This is a genomic window from Candidatus Uabimicrobium amorphum (assembly GCF_009002475.1).
GTDB classification, from domain to species: Bacteria; Planctomycetota; Uabimicrobiia; order Uabimicrobiales; family Uabimicrobiaceae; genus Uabimicrobium; species Uabimicrobium amorphum.
Genome location: NZ_AP019860.1, coordinates 5,761,541 through 5,781,723 on the forward strand (window position 1 = coordinate 5,761,541; position 20,183 = coordinate 5,781,723).

Annotated in this window: 16 protein-coding genes, 1 tRNA gene and 1 pseudogene; 12 read left to right on the forward strand and 6 right to left on the reverse strand. The window is 39.4% G+C overall.

From position 1 onward, the window contains the following. Positions 1 to 6 precede the first annotated feature (6 nt). Positions 7 to 79, reverse strand: a tRNA-Asn gene (locus UABAM_RS20890). A 164-nt stretch (positions 80 to 243) separates the two neighbouring features. Beyond that, entirely contained in the window at positions 244 to 1,182 is a 939-nt protein-coding gene (locus tag UABAM_RS20895) for a D-cysteine desulfhydrase family protein (protein ID WP_151969941.1), read from the reverse strand. Between the two features lie 202 nt (positions 1,183 to 1,384). Here UABAM_RS20895 and UABAM_RS20900 point away from each other — a divergent pair, with 202 nt between their 5' ends. From UABAM_RS20900 to UABAM_RS20935, 8 genes are all read left to right on the forward strand, one after another. Beyond that, positions 1,385 to 3,208, forward strand: a complete 1,824-nt coding sequence (locus UABAM_RS20900) for a serine hydrolase domain-containing protein (protein ID WP_151969942.1) — start codon at positions 1,385 to 1,387, stop codon at positions 3,206 to 3,208. A gap of 280 nt (positions 3,209 to 3,488) precedes the next feature. Next, positions 3,489 to 4,622: a DHH family phosphoesterase gene (locus tag UABAM_RS20905; RefSeq protein ID WP_151969943.1), complete on the forward strand. Its 1,134-nt coding sequence runs from the start codon at positions 3,489 to 3,491 to the stop codon at positions 4,620 to 4,622. A gap of 20 nt (positions 4,623 to 4,642) precedes the next feature. Then, a complete protein-coding gene (locus tag UABAM_RS20910; RefSeq protein WP_173013467.1) occupies positions 4,643 to 5,386 on the forward strand; it encodes a metallophosphoesterase family protein in 744 nt (247 codons plus the stop codon). Between the two features lie 46 nt (positions 5,387 to 5,432). Further along, a complete protein-coding gene (gene recR / locus UABAM_RS20915; RefSeq protein ID WP_151969945.1) occupies positions 5,433 to 6,032 on the forward strand; it encodes a recombination mediator RecR in 600 nt (199 codons plus the stop codon). Between the two features lie 12 nt (positions 6,033 to 6,044). After that, positions 6,045 to 7,469 (forward strand): RNA polymerase factor sigma-54, encoded by a 1,425-nt coding sequence (gene rpoN / locus UABAM_RS20920; protein WP_151969946.1) that lies wholly within the window; start codon positions 6,045 to 6,047, stop codon positions 7,467 to 7,469. An 11-nt stretch (positions 7,470 to 7,480) separates the two neighbouring features. Further along, positions 7,481 to 11,434: an SbcC/MukB-like Walker B domain-containing protein gene (locus tag UABAM_RS20925; protein WP_151969947.1), complete on the forward strand. Its 3,954-nt coding sequence runs from the start codon at positions 7,481 to 7,483 to the stop codon at positions 11,432 to 11,434. A 295-nt stretch (positions 11,435 to 11,729) separates the two neighbouring features. Next, the gene (locus UABAM_RS20930; protein ID WP_151969948.1) at positions 11,730 to 13,574 is read left to right on the forward strand and encodes a MutS-related protein; all 1,845 of its coding nucleotides are present in this window, start codon (positions 11,730 to 11,732) and stop codon (positions 13,572 to 13,574) included. Positions 13,575 to 13,781: 207 nt separating this feature from the next. Further along, positions 13,782 to 14,645, forward strand: coding sequence for an endonuclease/exonuclease/phosphatase family protein (locus UABAM_RS20935; RefSeq protein WP_151969949.1), 864 nt, complete (start codon positions 13,782 to 13,784; stop codon positions 14,643 to 14,645). A gap of 30 nt (positions 14,646 to 14,675) precedes the next feature. Here UABAM_RS20935 and UABAM_RS34015 read toward each other — a convergent pair whose 3' ends face one another. Continuing rightward, positions 14,676 to 14,810: a hypothetical protein gene (locus UABAM_RS34015; protein ID WP_261343899.1), complete on the reverse strand. Its 135-nt coding sequence runs from the start codon at positions 14,808 to 14,810 to the stop codon at positions 14,676 to 14,678. A 370-nt stretch (positions 14,811 to 15,180) separates the two neighbouring features. Between UABAM_RS34015 and UABAM_RS20940 the strand changes: the two genes are divergently transcribed. Beyond that, positions 15,181 to 15,456, forward strand: a complete 276-nt coding sequence (locus tag UABAM_RS20940) for a hypothetical protein (protein WP_151969950.1) — start codon at positions 15,181 to 15,183, stop codon at positions 15,454 to 15,456. Positions 15,457 to 15,474: 18 nt separating this feature from the next. Then, positions 15,475 to 15,630, forward strand: a pseudogene (locus UABAM_RS20945) (cation transporter); the annotation flags it as partial. 62 nt (positions 15,631 to 15,692) lie between these two features. On the opposite strand, the gene UABAM_RS20950 reads toward UABAM_RS20945, so the two are convergent. Next, the gene (locus UABAM_RS20950) at positions 15,693 to 15,968 is read right to left on the reverse strand and encodes a PEP-utilizing enzyme (protein ID WP_261343900.1); all 276 of its coding nucleotides are present in this window, start codon (positions 15,966 to 15,968) and stop codon (positions 15,693 to 15,695) included. A 65-nt stretch (positions 15,969 to 16,033) separates the two neighbouring features. On the opposite strand from UABAM_RS20950, the gene UABAM_RS20955 reads away from it, so the two are divergent. Together UABAM_RS20955 and UABAM_RS20960 are read left to right on the forward strand one after the other, a co-directional pair. Further along, positions 16,034 to 16,936: an alpha/beta hydrolase gene (locus UABAM_RS20955; protein WP_151969953.1), complete on the forward strand. Its 903-nt coding sequence runs from the start codon at positions 16,034 to 16,036 to the stop codon at positions 16,934 to 16,936. A gap of 65 nt (positions 16,937 to 17,001) precedes the next feature. Further along, positions 17,002 to 18,855, forward strand: coding sequence for an ABC transporter ATP-binding protein (locus UABAM_RS20960; protein WP_151969954.1), 1,854 nt, complete (start codon positions 17,002 to 17,004; stop codon positions 18,853 to 18,855). A 28-nt stretch (positions 18,856 to 18,883) separates the two neighbouring features. Here the strand turns inward: UABAM_RS20960 and UABAM_RS20965 are convergent, their stop codons facing one another. Beyond that, positions 18,884 to 19,531 (reverse strand): hypothetical protein, encoded by a 648-nt coding sequence (locus UABAM_RS20965; RefSeq protein WP_151969955.1) that lies wholly within the window; start codon positions 19,529 to 19,531, stop codon positions 18,884 to 18,886. A gap of 19 nt (positions 19,532 to 19,550) precedes the next feature. Continuing rightward, positions 19,551 to 20,183: a maleylacetoacetate isomerase gene (maiA, locus tag UABAM_RS20970; RefSeq protein WP_151969956.1), complete on the reverse strand. Its 633-nt coding sequence runs from the start codon at positions 20,181 to 20,183 to the stop codon at positions 19,551 to 19,553.

Here is a 20,183-nt window from a genome sequence, read left to right on the forward strand (position 1 = left end):
CGCAAACTCCCCGAGTAGGACTCGAACCTACGACCTAGCGGTTAACAGCCGCGCGCTCTACCAACTGAGCTATCGAGGATTGTGGAGATATTTATACCACATCTTTTTGCGTTTGCAACATCTTTTTAGAAAAAATGTGCAATTTTTTTCTCACTATGTGCACTTTTTGTTCTTAACAAATTGTATTTGTTGGAGTTATGATCTTGGTCTTTTTGTGATAGTCTGTTATTTTTTTTGTAGCCATTATTCACTTTGTAACTCTTTTTCATAAGCAAATAGTGCAGGAGTGCCCCCGGTATGCCAAAAAAGTAGGTTTCCCGATAGTTTTTTACGTTGGACCAAATCAATAAATCCCGCAAAGGCCTTTGCGGTGTATACAGGGTCTAGGAAAATTGCTTCACTTTCGGCAAGCAGGGTGATCGCTTCTTTTTCTGCTGATGAAAGAACTGCGTATCCTGCTCCGAGATAATCATAATTTACATGGAAGTCATCTATAGATAGCGCAATATCTTCTTGTATTTGTTGACAACTTTCTTGCGCAATATCGTACATGGCTTTTTCAAATTGCTGCTCTGGAGTGCAATCGACACTGATTCCGAGGACCTTACTGGACATACCACAAAGCTTTGCTCCACAAACCATACCCGCTTGTGTCCCACCACTACTCGTCGCAAATACGATGTTGTCGAATACCATATCGGTTTGCTGTTGAAGTTCTTGCATGGCAGTGACGTATCCGTAAGCACCAATGCCATTCGAACCACCGTAAGGAATCACATATGCGTTTGGGAGGCTTTGTGCCAACATTTGCATTTGTTGCTCACGCTCACTTTTTTCACACCAATGTAGTTTGGCCTGTAGTAAATTGTCGAGCAATAAATTTCCGTTATCTCTCTGGGGAAGACCCAGTACCAAGTGGCACTGTATCCCAGCCAAACGCGCAGCGGCAGCGGTTTGACGGCAATGGTTGGATTGTGACATACCAGCTGTTATAATATGTTGTGCATTGTGTTTCTTGGCATCGGCAATTAAATATTCTAACTTACGCGTTTTGTTACCGCCAAAGGCGAGCCCGGTAAGGTCATCGCGCTTTATCCATATATTGGCGTCTAGCTTTTCGCTCAAATGATTTAGTTTGTGTAACGGTGTGGGTAGATTTGCCACCGAAAATTTTGTGCTCATGTGATTTACCTTTATGATAGAACATTTATCGTATACGGGGATTTCTATAAATAATAGCATATAACACATAACAAACGAATAACTTTAACAAAGTGCGGTGTAGGGGAGGACCTAGTGTCCGCCCGTTCGCTCAAATACAGATAGACAAACGTTTCTCATTCATAAACTAGCAAACATCCACAATTATAGAAAGAAGTCCATCATGAAAATCAAAACGATTGTAATCACCTTGTTACTAATTGTTTTTATATGCGCACAGGATATTGACAAACAAAAAGTCCAGGCATTTATTGATACTTTATTTGCTGACAGCATGAAAAAATACAATGTGCCGGGTGGAGTGATCGCCATTGTGCATGGGAAAGACGTCATTTTAAGCAAAGGCTATGGCTATGCCGATGTAGTAAAGCAAATTCCTGCGACTTCTAATACGGGTTTTCGTGTGGGTTCGTTGTCAAAATTAGTCACCGCGGCAGCGGCGATGCAATTGGTCGAAAAAAACCAGGTGGATATACACGCAGATATTGCCAAATATCTAGATGTGAACATACATACCAACTATCCCGACAAGGTAACGCTTGCGCATCTTTTGACCCACACCAGTGGTTTTGATGTGACAGATATTGGCGATGCGGTGCGAAAAGTCGAAGAGGTGATCCCTTTGCGTGAATTTGTGGCAAAATACATGACACCACAGATTTATCCCCCAGGAAAGTTTTTTGTGTACACCAACCATGGTTATGCACTCATTGGTTACCTTGTGGAGTATATTGGTAAACAAAAATTTGCCGATTATGTGGCCGACAATGTGTTTTCTCCACTGGGGATGAATAATAGTAGTTTTGCCCAGCCTCTCCACGAGCGCTTAACGAAGGAGTTCGCGATTGGCTACAACTATGCCCAAGGAAAATATCAAGCGCTGCCAGTTGACTTCAGCAATGTGACTCCTGCAGATGCGCTTGTGACGACAAGTGATGACTTTGCAAAGTTTATGATCGCGTTTATTGACAAACGCAATTCCAAATTACTCCAGCAGAAAACAATAGAACAAATGTTGGACAAACAATTTTCATATGCCCCGCAGCTCGCGGGACGTGGCTATGGATTTGGAGAAGAATTGTTCTCTGACAATAGGTTGCACTACGGAACACGGCGTGCTTTTTCTCATACCGGAGGGCAATTGGGTTTTACGAGTGCGATGATCATCATACCTGAGTACCAAGTGGGAATGTTTATTGTTCTCAATCGTCGTGTGGGCAAAATGCGTCGTGAAATTTTCGAAAAATTTTTGCAAGAGTTTTTCCCACATCCACAAAATAAGTTCACCGGCAAAAAATCTACATCGAAACTGGAAGTATATACGGGACTGTATCAAAAGATAAGTTACCCTCAGTATTCCTTGGAAAAAATAGGCGCGCTTCTTGATCCGGGAAGTACGGCGATGATTACCGCAGAGGACGGTCGGATTTCGTCGAGTAAGCATGGAGTATTTTACGAGCAGGAACCAGATGTATTTCGCAATCAAAACGACCTGATTGTTTTTCGTAAAGATGCGCAGAAAAATGTTACACACTTTTCCATCGAACAAGTCGCCTACCAAAAAATAGCTTGGTATCAAAGTCCACGGTTACATCTTCTGTTCTTGTTGGGGGCTTTTTTTCTGTTTTTATTATCCATACCTTTACTCATCATTGAATGGTGGCGTAAAAAAAGCTTTCCAAAAACAGCAAAGTTCGCCATTCACACGACCAACTTGACCTTTGCGATGTTTTTAGTGTTGTTTATTGTTGAAATCATTCAGGTTTCAGGGAGTGGTTGGGACTATGGATTTCTGATAACGACTTATGTGTTACTCACGTGGCCCATCATATGTGTTTTCGTGGTTCTCATGGCACTCACTCTAGTCGGTATTGCAATCTACAAACGTTTGTGGAGTTTAGGCTGGTATATCTATAGTATCTTGTTATCGACATGTGCGATTATTTTTATTTGTATCATTCGCTACTGGAATTTGACTTTCTTTTAGAACGACTTATGAGAAGGAAAATTATTTTGTCGATTTTCGTTATATAAAATTTCGTTTTGACGGCAAGAGTCGTTTTGCATAAAGTTACTTGACAATAAATTATGTTCGGTGTATACTTAGCGGACTGCAATACCCGTAGTTTTAAAATTTTCACACCGAATTTCAGACCATCAAACACTTCTAAAATTACACCTTAAATTTTGGTGGTTTTGTATGTTTCTCAACTGTACTTGTCATGTTGAGAACTGTATTTTTAGGTTTGTTATAGAAATGAAAATATATGCCTGAATCAAATACATCGGATCTTTCCGTTATAACCAGCGAAGAGGAAACAAAAAAGCATAAAGAGCGCGACATTCACAGTTTGCGCAAAAAGAAGGCTTATGAGTTAGAAGAGGCTTTCCGTAAATTCGCTGGACAAAAAATGCTAGTGTTTATCAAAGGTCACCCTGACCCTGATAGCATTGCATCTGCTTGGGCACATAGATTTATCGGAAGTAACCTAGGGGTAGAGGTCAACATTGTTTATTTCGACCCGGTTAGCCACGCTGAGAATCGCGCCCTGGTTAAGACTTTAGGTGTAGCTATGATTCCTTATAGTGATGAAATGGATCTTTCAGACTATACCTGCTACGCTCTTGTAGATACACAAGCGAATGATTTTCCTGCATTAGAAAAAATGCCTGAAGGAGCTGCGCTATTTTCGGTAGTTGACCATCATCGCAATATGGGGAAACTAAAAGCATATTTTACAGACATTCGCGAAAATGCAGGTGCGACAAGTTCTATTTATGCTGAATACTTGAAGTATGGATCTGTATCTATGACTATGGGTAACACTGAAGATGTCGAGCTATCTACAGCACTGCATCATGGTATTCGTAGTGACACAGATAACTTTCTACTCGCACGTGAAATAGACTGGCGAGCAGCAACTTATTTGTGTACATACGCCGATAATGATATGTTACGTGTAATTGCTTCTTCGCCGATAACGGCAAATACAATGGATATTTTGCAAAAGGCGCTGGCGAGTAAAGAGATTCGCGACAACTACATTTTTTCAGGTGTAGGATTTGTTCGTGACTCAGATCGCGATGGTATTGCACAAGCCGCCGATTACCTAGTAAGACGCGAAGGTATTGACACTGCAATTATATTTGGCATAGTTGATGATAAGTATATCCATGGTTCTTTACGAACACAAAGTACTACTGTGGACCCTGATAGTTTTTTAAAGTCAGTTCTTGGCGTAGACAAAGAAACGGGCAAACCCTATGGTGGAGGACGACTCGACAAAGGAGGCTTCCAAATTCCACTGGGAATGTTTTCCGGATGCTCTGACCGAGAATTGTTGTGGGAACTCGTTTCACGAACTATCAAGTCTAAATTTTTAAAGAGCCTAGGTGGTTAGAGTTTTTAAAGGTTAACAACGTGCGTTATGCTATTATTTCAGACATACATAGTAATTTAGAAGCATTAGACGCCGTACTAAAACATATAAAAAGCCGTCGTATAAATAGAATCATATGTCTTGGGGATGTGGTCGGTTATGGACCAGATCCCCAAGAATGTTTAAAAATTGTACGCGAAAATGCAGATATATGTGTAAAAGGCAATCATGAAGAGGCCGTTGTTGAAGGCGCTTATTTATTCAATGACCGAGCTAAAGCTTCCATAGAGTGGACTCGAAAAACACTCGAAAACACTGAAGAAAAAGAAGAATATTGGCAGTTTTTGTCGGACTTACCGTTACTATATACGGAAAACAATTATTTATTTGTTCATGCTTCGCCCATCGATCCAACATCCGACTATATTTTTGGATCGAAGCAAACTGTTAGAACGGACAAATACCACAATGTATTTGCTGCTTTTGACAATATTCTTTTTATTGGACACACGCATATTCCATGTGTGATTACAGAAGACCTAAAGACTAGTTATGTCGAAGATTTGGGATACAAATATCATTTTCAAAACCAAAAAGCCATTATCAATGTAGGTTCTGTAGGTCAACCACGCGACAAAGATAAAAGAGCTAGCTATTTAGAGGTGATTGATGATATGTTTTTTTTCCATCGCATTGAGTATGATGTGGAAAAGACATGCCAAAAAATATTGGCAAATCAGCACCTAGATAACTATTTAGGCGAACGTTTGCTTGAGGGTAAATAGAATTTATTTTGGCTTATTCTAAGAAATTCTTTCTGAAGGTATTTCCATGGCTTACACAAGGTCTTTGAAAAATTTAATCGCTGAATTTGGTAAATTACCTGGGATAGGTAACAAAACAGCCGAGCGGCTGGGCTTTTATATTCTAAATGTATCCCATGGCGAGGCAATGAATTTAGCAGATGCCATTGCTGAGGTAAAAAACAACGTCAAACGTTGCAAAATGTGTTTTAATATCGCCGATGAAGAATTGTGCGATATTTGTAGCAATCCACGGCGAGATCATAGTACAATTTGTGTAGTGGAACAGACAAAAGACCTTATTTCGTTGGAAAAAACAGCAACATACCAAGGTCTTTATCATGTACTAATGGGAAGACTTGCTCCCCTGGAAAATCAGCATCTCGAAACAACTACGATTAAAGAACTTATTGAACGCTCTAAAAATGAAGAGGTCAAAGAGATTATCTTAGCGACAAACCCGAATATTGAAGGAGATGCCACGGCACTATATATACGCGAACAACTGGAGAGTTTTCCAGTTAAGATTTCAAAAATTGCGCGGGGAATTCCAACTGGGGGAAGTATAGAGTTCGCCAATCAGGCGATGCTAAGCGATGCTTTGTCTGGTCGGCAGGACTTTAAATAAAGGGGGAATGCTATGCACTTGGGTTTTCAAATACAAACTAAACTCAAAAATGAACAAATTATGGCGCCGCACATTATTCAATCGATCGAAGTGTTGGCGTTGCCCGTTTTAGATTTGCATAGTTTTGTTCAAGAACAGCTGCAAGAAAATCCAGTTTTAGAGCAAAAAGAAAATTTCTCAGAGGTGGAAAATCAAAATGAAGCTCCTGAACGCGAAGAAAAAGTAGAACAAATCGACGAGGATTTTTTAAACAATTTTGAAAATCTTGAATCAGAAGACTTTCGTGAGTACTTTGCCGAAAACCAAATCCCAAAAAGATTTGAAGAAAAAGATAAAAAGTTAGAAGCATTAAAGAATACTGCCTCTCCACAAAGTTCATTACAAGACCATCTTTACGAACAGTTGTACTTTTTTGAACTATCAGAGCATATTTTAAATGTATGTAAAAACATCATTTATAACATAGATGGCAATGGATATTTACGTTACTCCTTGGAAGAAATTACCCAATCCATGGAGGACGAAGTAAGCGTTGAAGAAGCACAAATCGCTTTGGCGTATGTTCAAAAATTAGAACCCACAGGAGTGGGAGCGCGTAATATGAAAGAATGTCTTCTTTTGCAATTAGAAGAGGAAGACAAAGATTATCAATTTAAAAAAATATTGATTGAAAATCACTTAGAAGACATATACAACAATAAGTATCCTAAAATTGTCAAAGAAACCGGTCGCTCACTAGAGGACATAAAGGCAGCGATAGCATCTTTACAAAAATTGAATCCCAAGCCAGGTGGAAATATTTCTTCGGAAAGTGCTCATTTTATTATACCAGATGTGATTGTAACTAAAGAAGGCGATGAGTACATCATACATCTGGAAGAAAAATACATACCACAATTACGCATCAACAATACCTATCGAAAACTTTTGCGTGAAAAAAATTCACAAGCCAAAGAGTTTATAAAGAAAAAAATGGAATCCGCCAACTGGATTATCGATGCCATACGCCAACGTCAACAAACTTTGCGATCTGTAGTGGAAGAAATCATCCAACACCAGCACGATTTCCTAGAATATGGTCTTTCACATCTACGTCCTTTGAAAATGAAAGATTTAGCAGACAAACTAGATGTTTGTATTTCGACGATTAGTCGTACAATTTCTCATAAATATATTCAAACTCCTCGTGGAATATTTCCCCTAAAGTTTTTCTTCACCGGATCCATCAACAAAAATGATGGAGAAAATGAATCTCGCGTAAGTGTACAGCAACGTATACAGCAGATCATTGACGAAGAAGATAAACGTAAACCTCTTTCCGATGTCGATATATCGAAAAAGCTGAAAGAAGCAGGATTAGATATAGCGCGCCGTACAGTAACTAAGTATAGAGAATTCTTAAAAATCCCCTCCTCAAGAAGAAGAAAAGTTTACTAGAAGAGCTTTCCGTGAAAATCTTAAAATTATCTATACAGGGATTTACCTGTTATAGGGAACCTGTCGTTGTTGATTTTTCGAGTTTAGAGTTGTTTGCCATAACAGGCCCTACCGGCTCTGGAAAAAGTTCCATTATAGACGCTATTATTTTTGCACTTTATGGTAAAGTGCCACGTGTTACCAATGACGTAAGTTCCCTAATTTCGTATGACGCTGAAGCAATGCATGTTCTCCTGGAATTCAAGTCCGGTACAGAGAAATATAAAGTCGCACGCAAAGTACAACATAAAAAAAGTACACAAGCCATTCTCGACAAATGGAACGGGGAATGGGAAGAGTGTGCCTCTGGAGTACGTCAGGTCAATAAAAATGTTTGTGACATTGTCGGTTTAGACTACGACTCATTCATCCGCTGCATTATTCTCCCCCAAGGTGAATTTGCACGATTTCTTATGGACGCCAAGAGCCGTCAAGATATTCTCACTCATCTTCTCAATTTGGGCATTCTGGGAAGAATGCAGCAAAAAGCCTCGAAGAATTATGATGCGGTGAAAAAAGAAATTGAGTTCATCGACGTACGGTTAAATAACGAGTTTGCGGGGGCTACACCTGAGAAGTTACAAAAAATGGTAGATGAATACGATCAGTTGGATGAAGAACTGGACAATCTCATCATTAAACAGCAAAAACTCAATGAATTGTGCAATGAACAGAAAGAGCTTCTCGAACTATGGGAAAATCGTGCACATCTACAAAGTAAACATAAAAAATATTTACCGCGCTTAGAACAGATACAAGCTCTTGAGAACAAAATGAAAAAGGCGCGTAGAATCCTTCCTTTTTTACCCAAACTCGAGCAATTGAATGTTGAAAATGACAAGTTAAAAAAACTACTCCAAGGGCAACAACAAAATGAAGAGAGGATGCATAGTCTTCAACAAGAGTTGGAAAATCAAAAAGAGCAGGTTGAGATCAAAAAAGAGCAGTACGAAAAAATAGAAGAGATCGAAGAACGACTGAGTGAAGTGCAAAAAATACTTAGCGTAAATGATCAGCTAACTCTAGAAAAAAAAGCGTATGAACGCGAGAATAGCGAATACGAAAAGGTTGAAGAACGTCATAAAGAAACACTGAAAAACATAAAGGCTACCTCTGGTGAAATTGAGAAAATTTCTGAGGAAATAACGGAGTGCAGCAATCAATTACGCGAATGTGAAAAAAGTGTAAAAAAGTGGAATAAATATTGGGAAAATCAAGGGTACATTCAAGTTCTTGAAGCGGCACAACAAAACTATCGCGATAAACAAAAAAAACATGTGGCCACTGTAAAACTTTTGAAAGAGCGTCAAAAAAGTTTGCAGCACTTTATGAGTGAATACACGAAATGCACCGACAACTTACAGGCTGTTGAACAACAAATCAAAAATTTGGGAAGCAAAGAGCAGTTACGAGAAATGTTGTTGCAAATAGAAAAACAAGAAGAACTAGAGCGCAATTACGATTTACAGTGTGGAGAAAAAGAAGCAGAAGTTTTGCGTTTGGCAGAAGAAAAAAAACAATGCCAGGCAATCGATAAACAGTTGGCAAAATTGCAAGATGAACGTGGAAAATTGCAGAAAGAGCTACAGGCAAAAAAACAACAATTAGAACTCACAACAAATTTATATGAAGAATTGGTTCCGATACATAAGTCACTCGTTGAGTTGCGTATCGTTATGGATGAAAATCACAAACAATGCACGACTCTCGAAACGTCGTTGAAAAACAACAAGAAAAAGTGCAAAAAAGTGACTAGCGAACTGAGTAAAATAAACAAGTCTCGTGAAAAGTTATGTGCCGAGCTCGAAAAGGATGAAAACTCTTACGAGGAAATTCGTCGCAACAACATGTCGCAAATCCTGCGTGAGCATTTGCATAGTGGGGAAGACTGTCCGGTGTGTATGCAGACAGTTACGGCAGTACCGCAGGAGAAATCCACAGAAAAAAATAGCAGCGCACCCAAAGAACTCGAAGAAAAAATTGAAGCGTTGCGCAAAAAAATTTCTGGAGATGACAAAAAAATCGCCGAAAGTGAGGCGGCGAAAAATTTTCTAATGCAAGAGCAAGAGCAATTAAGTAAACAACTTGAAGAACTCAAGAACGAGAAAAAAAACAAAGTCAAAGAGCTGCGCACCCACGAAAAAAAATTGACGAAGTCTCTGCAAATAGAAGACAGCGACACCATTGCGGAGAATATCGAGAAATTGTACAACTATATGAAAGAAGTTGACGCGCAAAAAGATACACTGGCAGAGCAAGTGATCGAAAAAAGTGGTAACATTCGCGAGCAACAAGCTATTTACGACACCATAAAAAAACGCGAAGACGAACGTGCGCAGAAGATTAAAACATTGGAAAAAAGTCTGCAAAAACTCCAAAAACAGCTCAGTGATAAAAAATTACCGCCGAAGAAAAAAATCGCAGACAGCATTGCGAAAATCGAAGAGAAAGAAGTTGAATTAAAAAAACTAAATATCCAGCATATGCAAGTATCTTTGGATAAAAACACCGCAGAGCAGCAATTAAAGGATACGGAAAAGGCTTTTTCGGAATTAGAGAATGAAATCAAAGAAAGCCATGATGCATGGCAAGAACGTCGCGAAAGTTTGCGTAGCGAATTGAAAATTCGCGGACAAAATGTCGAAGCGTCTTTAAAAAAAGGTGTGGACAAGTACAAAGAGGCGTACGAACAGCAACAATTACTATTAGAAAAGCTGGATGGCTTTCGCAACGAAATTAGTCGTAAAAAATTAGAAGAAGGTAAACTTCAGTCTACACTTGAGGAAATTGAAAACGATTTGGCAGAAAAAAAACAGGAATTGATAGAACTAAAAGAACAAATATCTGTCATGCAACAAAAAATAAATCGCGTAACCGCAGGAGAAAATCCTCATCGCCTCATTGAAGTTTTAGAACAACAAGAAAACGAAATTCGTTATGGCTACCAGCAAGCGCGAGAAAATTTAATTCGCATAGAACATACATTGCAATCAACCGTGGAAGAGGGCACGCGTTTACAAAACGAAGTAAATGAATGCGAAAAGCAATGTGCAGCGCTTTATAAAGAAGTCGAAGAGTATTTACACAAAATGCAACTGTCTTCGATTGCGGATATTAATAAAATGAAAGTTCCGGAAGAGATACTCGATAATTGGGAGAATGAGATACAGGAATTTTATTTAGAATTTCGTGAAATTGAAGCGCAAATCAATTACTGCGAGGAACAACTGGCAGGTCGTAAGGTAAACCACGATGAAATAGATACCAATCTACAAAAGCTGGAAGAACTAAAAGAAGTGGTCAATGAAAAAAACCATCTTCGTGGACACCTGGAGAGCGAATTGAAGTTACTGCGTAAAAATTTAAAAGAAACAACGAAACTGAGCGAACGACAAGAAGAGCTTCGCGTTCGTGAAGTCATTACCAAGCAACTGGCTCTAGATTTACGCGCCAATAAATTCCAAACATACGTACTAGAAGAGGCACTACAAACGCTAGCTGAAGACGCAACGATCCAATTGGATATTTTATCTTCAGGTCGCTATTCCTTTTCTGTAGAGAAGCGCGAGTTCTATGTCATCGATCATTGGCATATGGACCAAGTTCGCATGGTAAAGACACTCAGTGGTGGAGAAACATTTATCGCTTCGCTGTCATTGGCATTGGCCCTAGCGGAAAGAATCTACCAATTAGGTTACAATATGGGAAGCAATTGTACTCTAGAAAGCCTTTTCTTGGACGAGGGTTTTGGAACACTAGATGAAGACCATCTAGATATGGTCATCAAGGCACTCAACAATTTGCAAGGAACAGGAAGAACAATTGGTATCATCAGTCACCTCGGAGTGTTGAACAATTATTTACCCGCACGCTTAGTGGTCGAAAAAAGCCGCGAAAATTCTACGGTCTCTTTACAAAGTAATTAACGAAAGCGTGGTGGAAATGTAGGGGCGGATCTTGTGTCCACCCGTCTAACAAACGACAGTTAGATATACGCTTCCAGGTTGGTGCCCTCACCATCGCCTTGTAGATTTCAGCTGCGCTGAAAGCAACAAGTCTCATGCCTCTCCCGCAGGGAGAGGCGTAACACGTCTGAATTTGTTTCCATTTGTTTTACTCTGTGCGTACCAATGGAACAATTTCAATCAAATGCATTCAAAATTACAACTCTGCCCGCAGGGCACCAAATACATAGAAGAATATCTAAAAAAGGAATAAAACATGTCTTCTGATGCGGTATTACAGGAATATAAGAAATTACAACAAGAGTACGAAGAACAACTCAGTAGTTTGCACAAAGTCGCGAATAAGATGGTTAAGATACGTGCATTTACCTTCTTAGCTTTTTCTGCCCTTCTTGTTTGGGCAATTGTTTTGTCTCGTGCCGAAAGCGTACACTACCCAATTTTGTTTACCGCTTTTTTTTCTTCGTTATTTTTTCTCATTAGTTTTGTTGTTTTTGCCACAAAGCACGAGAAGGTTAAAAATCAAATTTCTGCTCTTGACAAATTATTGGTATACAACGACCACGGTCAGAAAAAATTGCAAGACAGTTGGACAGATCTACCTCTAGATGGCAGTGATTTTACCGATCCGCAGCACGACTACTGCGATGATCTGGATATATTCGGCCAAGGTAGCATTTTTCAGCTCATAAATAGCTGCTACACCAAAGATGGACAACGGCAGTTGGCGCATTGGCTATTAAACCCCAGTGATGTCTCTGAGCTTAAATTGCGACAAGAAGCTGTTAAAGAATTGGCTCCGTTGTTGCGATTTCGTCATGATATTGCCAAGGAGGAGATGTTACTTCAAGCCAAAGATGACAAAGTGGCCTCTTTTATTTGGTGGATTAAAGAGGGAAATCCACAGTTTGAACTCAAGGGAAGTACTATATTGATGTGGGTATTACCCCTATTCAGTTTTGTAGGATTCATGATTAGTTTTGCTTCGGGTTGGACGTTCAACTTACCGTTGATTTTACCTCTGGTTATTTCGTGGCTAGTACTTAGATCCATCAAAATAAAAGTAAATGAAGTATATGAAAAAATTGATCAAGTCGGGGGCGGGATTCTGGCGTATCACAATATTTTTAAAATAATTGACACACCGGAGTTTTCTTGCAAAGAATTGCAACGTTTGCGCGAGGAGATGCAAGCCGGAGGTGAGCAACCAGCGCAAAAGTTAAAAGAACTCGCGCAAATAGCGATGGCTTTTGACAACCGTCATGGAATGTTGTACTCAGCAATGAATATCATTTTATTATGGGACATTCGTCTTCTACTTCGCTTACAAAAGTGGTGTGGGGAAACCTCGCAAAGTATACATCGTTGGTTACGAAGCCTTTCACAAATGCAAGCGCTAAACTCTTTGGCTGCTTTTTCCTACATAAATCCCGACTATCCTTTTCCACAATTTGACGAACAAAAAATATTGCGCGCCACAAAACTAGGACATCCTTGCATCGCGAGTTCTCAAAGAAAAACAAACGATTTTCATTTAGGAGACGATCGACAAATTGCGATCGTCACTGGTTCAAATATGTCTGGGAAAAGTACTATGTTGCGTTCAGTGGGACTTAACGTAGTTTTAGCAAACACCGGTAGTTGCGTGTGTGCCGAAGAATTCACTGTTGGTGAGTTTCACCTACGCACCAGCATGCGTGCCCGTGATGACTTGCAAAAAGGGTTTTCGTACTTTTATGCCGAGTTGCACAAGCTAAAGCAAGTGATCGACGGGCTATCGACAGATAAGACACTATTGTTTCTAGTCGATGAAATGCTTTCGGGTACCAATTCTCGTGAACGTACCATTGCCTCAATGGGTATCATTAAGCATCTATTTCACAAAGAAGCATTGGGCGTTGTTGCAACCCATGATTTGTTTCTTGCTTCCCTTGCGGATGAATTTCCCAAAATTCACAACTTTCATTTCACAGACAAAGTGGTCGACAATGAAATGCATTTCGACTATCAACTCAAGGATGGGCCAGTGAAAACATCAAACGCTTTATTTTTGATGCGCAAGGTGGGAATAGAAGTGGAATTAGATGAAGAACAAACTTAAAATGAGGCCTTTGTTGGCATGATAACTATATGTTCGTCGAGATAAATTGTGGAAAATTACGAAAAAAGTCCTTGTAATGCTCTAGACAAAAATGATAAAATAAGTTATGTTGCGTACAAAACTTAGCGCATCATGCAAATTTTACATTCAGTAAGTTTTCTAAAGGAAATCCTAACCGGATACTCTTAATTTAAAAAGAGCAAAAAAATGAAACGCATTAGCTTTTTATTTGGGATGATAATTGCTTTTTCCGTTTTGTTTGCCGAAGAACTGTCGATTATTTCCTGGAACGTAGAGTCCACAGGATCAGACGAACATGTTGTTGCAAAACGCATTGCTGATTTTCAAGGTTATGATATTTGGGGCTTGTCAGAGGTCGAAGGAAAAAACGCGGCACAATTGTTCGAAAAAGCAGCGGAAAAAGGCGAAGAACACGAATTTGATTCTGTTCTAGGGTCTACAGGAGATGACCAGCGGTTATTGATTGTCTATAACAAAAATCGCTTCAAAATGTTAGAATCCTTTGAACTGCATGAAGTAAATATTAATGGTAGAGTTCGTTCCCCTCTAGTGGCAAAACTTCACGATCGTATTACCGACGAAACCTTTTTATTTATGGTGAATCACTTATACCGTACCAAATGGTATTACCGCCATAAGCAAGCGAAGCTCTTAAATAACTGGGCAAGCCGTCAAAAAGTCCCGGTAATTGCTGTAGGTGACTACAATTTCGATTGGGATGTCAAACGAGGAGAAAAAAAGCACGACCGTGGCTTTGACTACCTAACTAAAGATGGTGTTTTTAACTGGGTTCGTCCTAACGAATTGGTAAAAACACAATCTCATCACTTTTTCAACTCAGTACTAGACTTTATATTTACGACCATCAAGCCTGAAAAATATCACTGTGAAATTATCGTAGAGTCAGGAGATTTTCCCGACAACGAGCAGACCAGTGACCATCGACCCATTGCCGCGCGCATCACTATAAGCGACGCATTTCGCAAAGCAAGTAGCGCAAGTCTAGAACAAGTGAAAAAACATGGTGATTTAAAATTAGTAGAAAAATAAAAACAAGCTGGTTCTTGTACAAAGAGCCAGCTATGTAATTTCTGCGCGAATAGTCCAAGTATTTCGCGAAACATAAGACCAATACTTAAAAATCTGCAAGATTTTAGGTCGAAAATCACGATCATCAAAACACGGCCACTCCTCCACAACTCTCAAATTATCCACATAATTCTCTAATTCACGGGCTTTTTTAATCCCAAAATTAAACCCACATTCGACACCGATAACACAACGCATTTTTATTTGCACAACTTTCTAGCCAAAACCAACCGTATTACTCTTATTCGTTACCTCTACAACCAATTCCGATTTCGATAAGTCGTCACATATCGAGGAATGACATCTTGTGCCTGCTCCATAAATTTCCTCTCTAAATTTAGATGTTGTCTATCAACGAAGATATTTTATTATAACTTTTCTTTTACAACTTGATACCCAATACAAAATTTTATTGTGTAAACGTTCACTTTTCTGTAGCATAATAACCCTACACAAGTATTCACTTACAACAATTTATTTGAAAAGGAATTATATCATGAATAAAGTAATCGTTTTAGCCATATGCGCTTTTCTAGTGCTAGGCTGTGATAATACAGCAACAAATACAGATGCAGCAAACAATAATAATAACAATACTCAAAACCAAAAAGCAGATAACACCAAAGGTGACGCTCCTGCGAAAAACCAAGCAAACGCTGAGCCAGTGATTGAAGAAATCGCTGACACAACAGCAAAAGCGGAAAATACCGAAAATACCGCTACGAAAAAGATGGACGGTGTTGTCACCCTAGATATCGAAGGTATGACGTGAGGCGTCGGCTGTGCTCCTCGCGTTGCGAAGATATTAGAAAAGTGTGAAGGTGTGGAAAAAGTTGAAGTTGATTTTGCAACAAAAAAAGCCACCATTACTGGTAAAGTAGAAGGTCAAAAGCTAATCGACGCCTTGAAAGAAAACGGCAAGTACACAGGTAAGCTCTCTAACTAATTGAGACGCACTTGTGTAGAATTTAAAATCCAACAGAGAAAACTCTGTTGGATTACTATTTGTTACTCTACATTCAAAAACACTTTCCCCGTAGCACCATCAACCTTTACTTTTTGACCGTTCTCCAGCACATGCAATACATTTTTGACTGCCATAACGGCGGGTATTTGCATTTCTCTCGCGGTTACCGCACCATGAGACAACGGCCCACCAGATTCCGCAATCACAGCGCTAGCACTGTAAAATATAGGTGTCCATGCGGGATGGGTCATTCTTACCACGAGAATTGCACCTTTGGGAAAACGCGCAAAGTCATCTGTGGATTGCAACAAAAACACCTCACCTGTTCCTGGACTACTGGGAATTCCGCGTAGTACGTGGGCAAAAATTAAGGAGTTATGATATGTGGATCCGGAATAAATTGGGGCATATGGCTTTAGTTTTGGTCATTTTAGGTGCTATTTTTATAAGGGTTTGTAGTTCACCAGGATCTCCCGCTATTGTAGATGCCAATAAAAACGTATATGTTATTTCACAGGAAGGCAATGTTTACGGTACGATAGCTACGTTTCTTGACAAGGCCGTTGAGAATAAAGTTGATAATTTTATTTTGTTTGTACATGGGCGTGGTAACCATCCCAAAAAAGCTTTTGACAAAAAATTGATTTATGGTTTGGAAAAGGATTATTCCGCTAAGGTGATGATGTTCCACTGGTGTTCGTGTAGCAGTTGGTTTGGCTATCCCGAAGACCAAGCGCGATTCGCGGCGAAATATTTATATGGTGTTTTACAAAGTATTAAGAAGTACCGCAATGCGAAGAAAACGAACATGAAGTTTACTCTGTTAACACATAGCATGGGTAGTATTGTGTTAGAGGAAACTTTGTTGAAATTTTATAAGCGTCCATTAGGCAAGTTATTTGACACTTTGGTGATAAATGCTCCGTGTTCTGAAGGAAAAAACCATGTGTCGTGGGTGGACAAGATCGATTTTGCGAATGAAGTGTACATAGTTTTTAACAAAAATGATGTAGTTTTAGGTAGTGCAGGCTTGCAAACGGGAGCAAGGCGTTTGGGAAGAGGTCTTGAAAATCGCCGTGGACAAAAGTTTGTGCTAGCAAACAATGTTTTGTATATTGATGTGACGAAGACGGGAGTGAATCATCGCTATTATTTGGGCAATTCTCCGCAGAGCCATCTGGGTAAATTTTTTCATTTGGTTTTGAATGGCGAAGTGGCTAAATTGGTGAAGGGAGATAATGTCGTCGAGATTGTAAGAGATAAGGTTTATGTGTTGAAAAAGTAAGTTATTTATAATTCACAGTGACGACAAATGAAACACAAAAAAAGAAAGCAAGGTCAAAATAGATCATGAACGCAAAAGAAGAGCTACCTGCGAATACCAGGAAAAAAACACCCAATATGTTACGTACCTTTCTACGGTTGTTGGTATATGTAAAGCCTCACAAAGGTCTTGTTATTATCTCTGTGTTGTTGTCCATTCTTATCTCCATGACACATGTGGCTTCTTTGGCGGTTTTCAAGCCTATTGGTGATTGTTTGTTTCAGGGTGATAAGAGCATTGTGACACAAATTAGTGCTTGGGGCGAATTGGGGGAATTTGTTGTCGCTGTTTTCGGCGAAGACTTTTTGAATAATCGCTATAACATTTTATATATTAGCATGTCTTTTTTAACCGCGATGATTGTGTTAAAAAATATCTTTCGTTTCAGTCATGACTATGTGAGCAATTACATTGGCAATAAGACCTTAATTCGCGTTCGCGAGGACACTTTTCGCAAAATCATCCAAGCCAAAATGGAGTTTTTCGCGAAAAGTGACAGTGCGAGCACGATCAACGTACTTCACAAACAAATTCGTTCTTTGCGAGGTGGTCTCTCCCTTTTTTTTGGTAAAGTGCAACGCGAGCCACTGAAGATCATTGTTTCACTTGTGATTTGTTTTGCGGTAAATTGGCTGCTTGCGGTGATTCTTTTTGCGGTGATACCTTGTTTCTTGGGCATTTTATATTTTTTACGCAGGAGCTTTCGCAAAAAGTTGAAAGAGAATCTACGACAAGACAGTAACGTTCTCCGGGTAATCCAAGATGCTTTTCACGGTATTGATAGTGTGAAAAACCACACGGTGGAAGAGTTTTTTTGTCGCAAATTACATGAAGAAGAACAATTGAATTTTCAAAAGCGCATGCAATTCGTGACGTTGAGATCAGCGACTAGTCCTATTACGGAAGTCCTTATTTCGATTATAGGGGTTTTTGTTTTGGTTTTGTCGGCACGGATGGTACTGGAAAGACAGATGACCTCGGGTGACTTTTTCGTTTTTTATGCCGCGGTTGTTGTCATAGTTGATCCGCTAAGAAAGTTATCAAAATCATACAGTGAAATGTTGACTTGTACTACCATTGCCCAAAAAATATTTAAGTTACAGGACCGCGCCGTAGAGAACACTGAGCAGCAAATGAACTCTTTAGCTTTTAGTTTTAAAGATACGATTGAGTTTCGCGATGTTGGTTTTGCCTATGACAAAAATTCGCTAGTTTTGCACAATGTTTCTTTTTGTGTGAAAAAAGGGGAAAAAGTGGGGATTTTTGGCTGCAATGGTTCGGGAAAGAGTACATTGTGCAAGTTATTGCTGAAGTTGTATTCTCCGCAGCAAGGAAAAATACTGATGGACGGTGTATGTCTTCAAGAGTACGACACTATTGATTTGCGCAAGAATATTAGTGTGATTGGGCAGAAGCCGTATATGTTTCATTTGTCGATCATGGACAACCTTTGTTTGGGAAATGATTATGAAAAAGACCGCGTTATGGAAATACTCCAGGAAACTGAATCACTCGATTTTGTTTTAGATAGTGAAAATGAACTGGCGAGTTTGTACCACAAGCAAGCTAAGTTTTCGGGGGGACAGGAACAACGTCTTTTTATTTCGCGTGCGATGCTAAAAGATTGTGATTTGTTTATTTTTGATGAGTTTACAGCAGCACTTGACCAAAAAATAGAGATGCATATCCAAGAGTATATGCAAAAGAACTACCCTGAGAAAACGATGATTACCATTTCGCATAGAACTTCGACCTTGAACTATGTAGATAAACTCATTGTTTTTGAAAATGGTCAAATAGAGTGTTGTGGAGAAAAAAACAAGGTGTTGCAGGAAAGTCGCGTGTTAAAAGAGTTACTTCAAAGTAATGTAGATAGTTGAGCTGTTGCAATAACTGTATGAGAATAGGTTACTCAACGTTTTTGTGGTCGTAAAAGTATTGTACCATTGCCACAATAAAGGCAATGGGAATGAGCAACTCAATACTTTCTTCTATGGCGATGCACATTTTACAGGTGTGTAGGGAACCATGGAGTTTTTTCACTAAACGATGTACCCATTTATCAACAACAATGGACATTGCCGTGCACATGATGGCCAATAAAAGTGAAAATCTCCACGGAGTTTTTCGACATTGTGTGACAAAATCTCTTGCGTATTTATATAGGCAAAACATGGCGGCAATGATGATGGCCAAAAAAACAGTACCGCCGATGATTTTTTTGATGATGGGGATTTCAGGGCTGAGATAAAAACCATCACCAAACATACTACGTTTGGTGAAAAGTTTATGTAAACTACACTCACGCATTAGCATTAACGCAAAAAGTGCGATCCATGCCATGGTTATTTTTTTGCGCAAGTTGATTCCAATGATGATGGCCATGATCATGGCCACCACGTAACCAATATTGCTCGTATATTCCAATACACCGTTTTCTCTACCCACGTAGTGAAAATGTTTTGCAGTGTAGGGAGCGCATATTACAATAACAATGAGTGTATAGAGGATCGTTGTCAAAATGGTAAAACGTTTGGTGTTAATGATTGTTTCCACGTTGTTCCCTTACGGCTTTTTATACAACAGCTCCTGGCTGTTTGTCTGGATGGGAATTTTGGTAACTCTCTAGTTCAATGCAATTGTTGTATACGCGGAAAATGTTGGGGTATTTTTCCAACTCTACCCCAAATCGCAGAGCATTATAACATTGTGGAAGCAAGCATAAATCTGCCAGAGTGATTGTGTTACCAAAACTGTAGTTGCTGGTTGCCGACATTGTTGCTTCATAGGAAGCGAAACCAGCGTTGATCCAATGTTGGGCATACTCTTTGCGTTTTTCTTTGTCTGGCGAATAATAAACTTGTGCCGCTAAATTTTGCAATGGTTGCGTACCCGCAGCAATGATCAAAGCTAGTTGTCGTACTTTTAGTCTTTCGTGTCTATCTTTAGGCAATAAGCTGGGCTCGGGGTATTGTTCTTCTAACCACTCAATAATTGCGAGAGACTCGCCAAAGGGCTGGCCATTTATTTCTAAACATGGCACAAATCCACTGGCGTTTTTCGCAATGTATTCCGCAGACTGTTGTTCTTTTTTCAGTAGATTTACAGCGATGGATTCATATTTGATTTTTTTTATCTCTAAAGCCCAACGCACACGCCATGATGAAGATGAGCGCCAATAGTGGTATAGTTTTAATTCGTGTGTCAT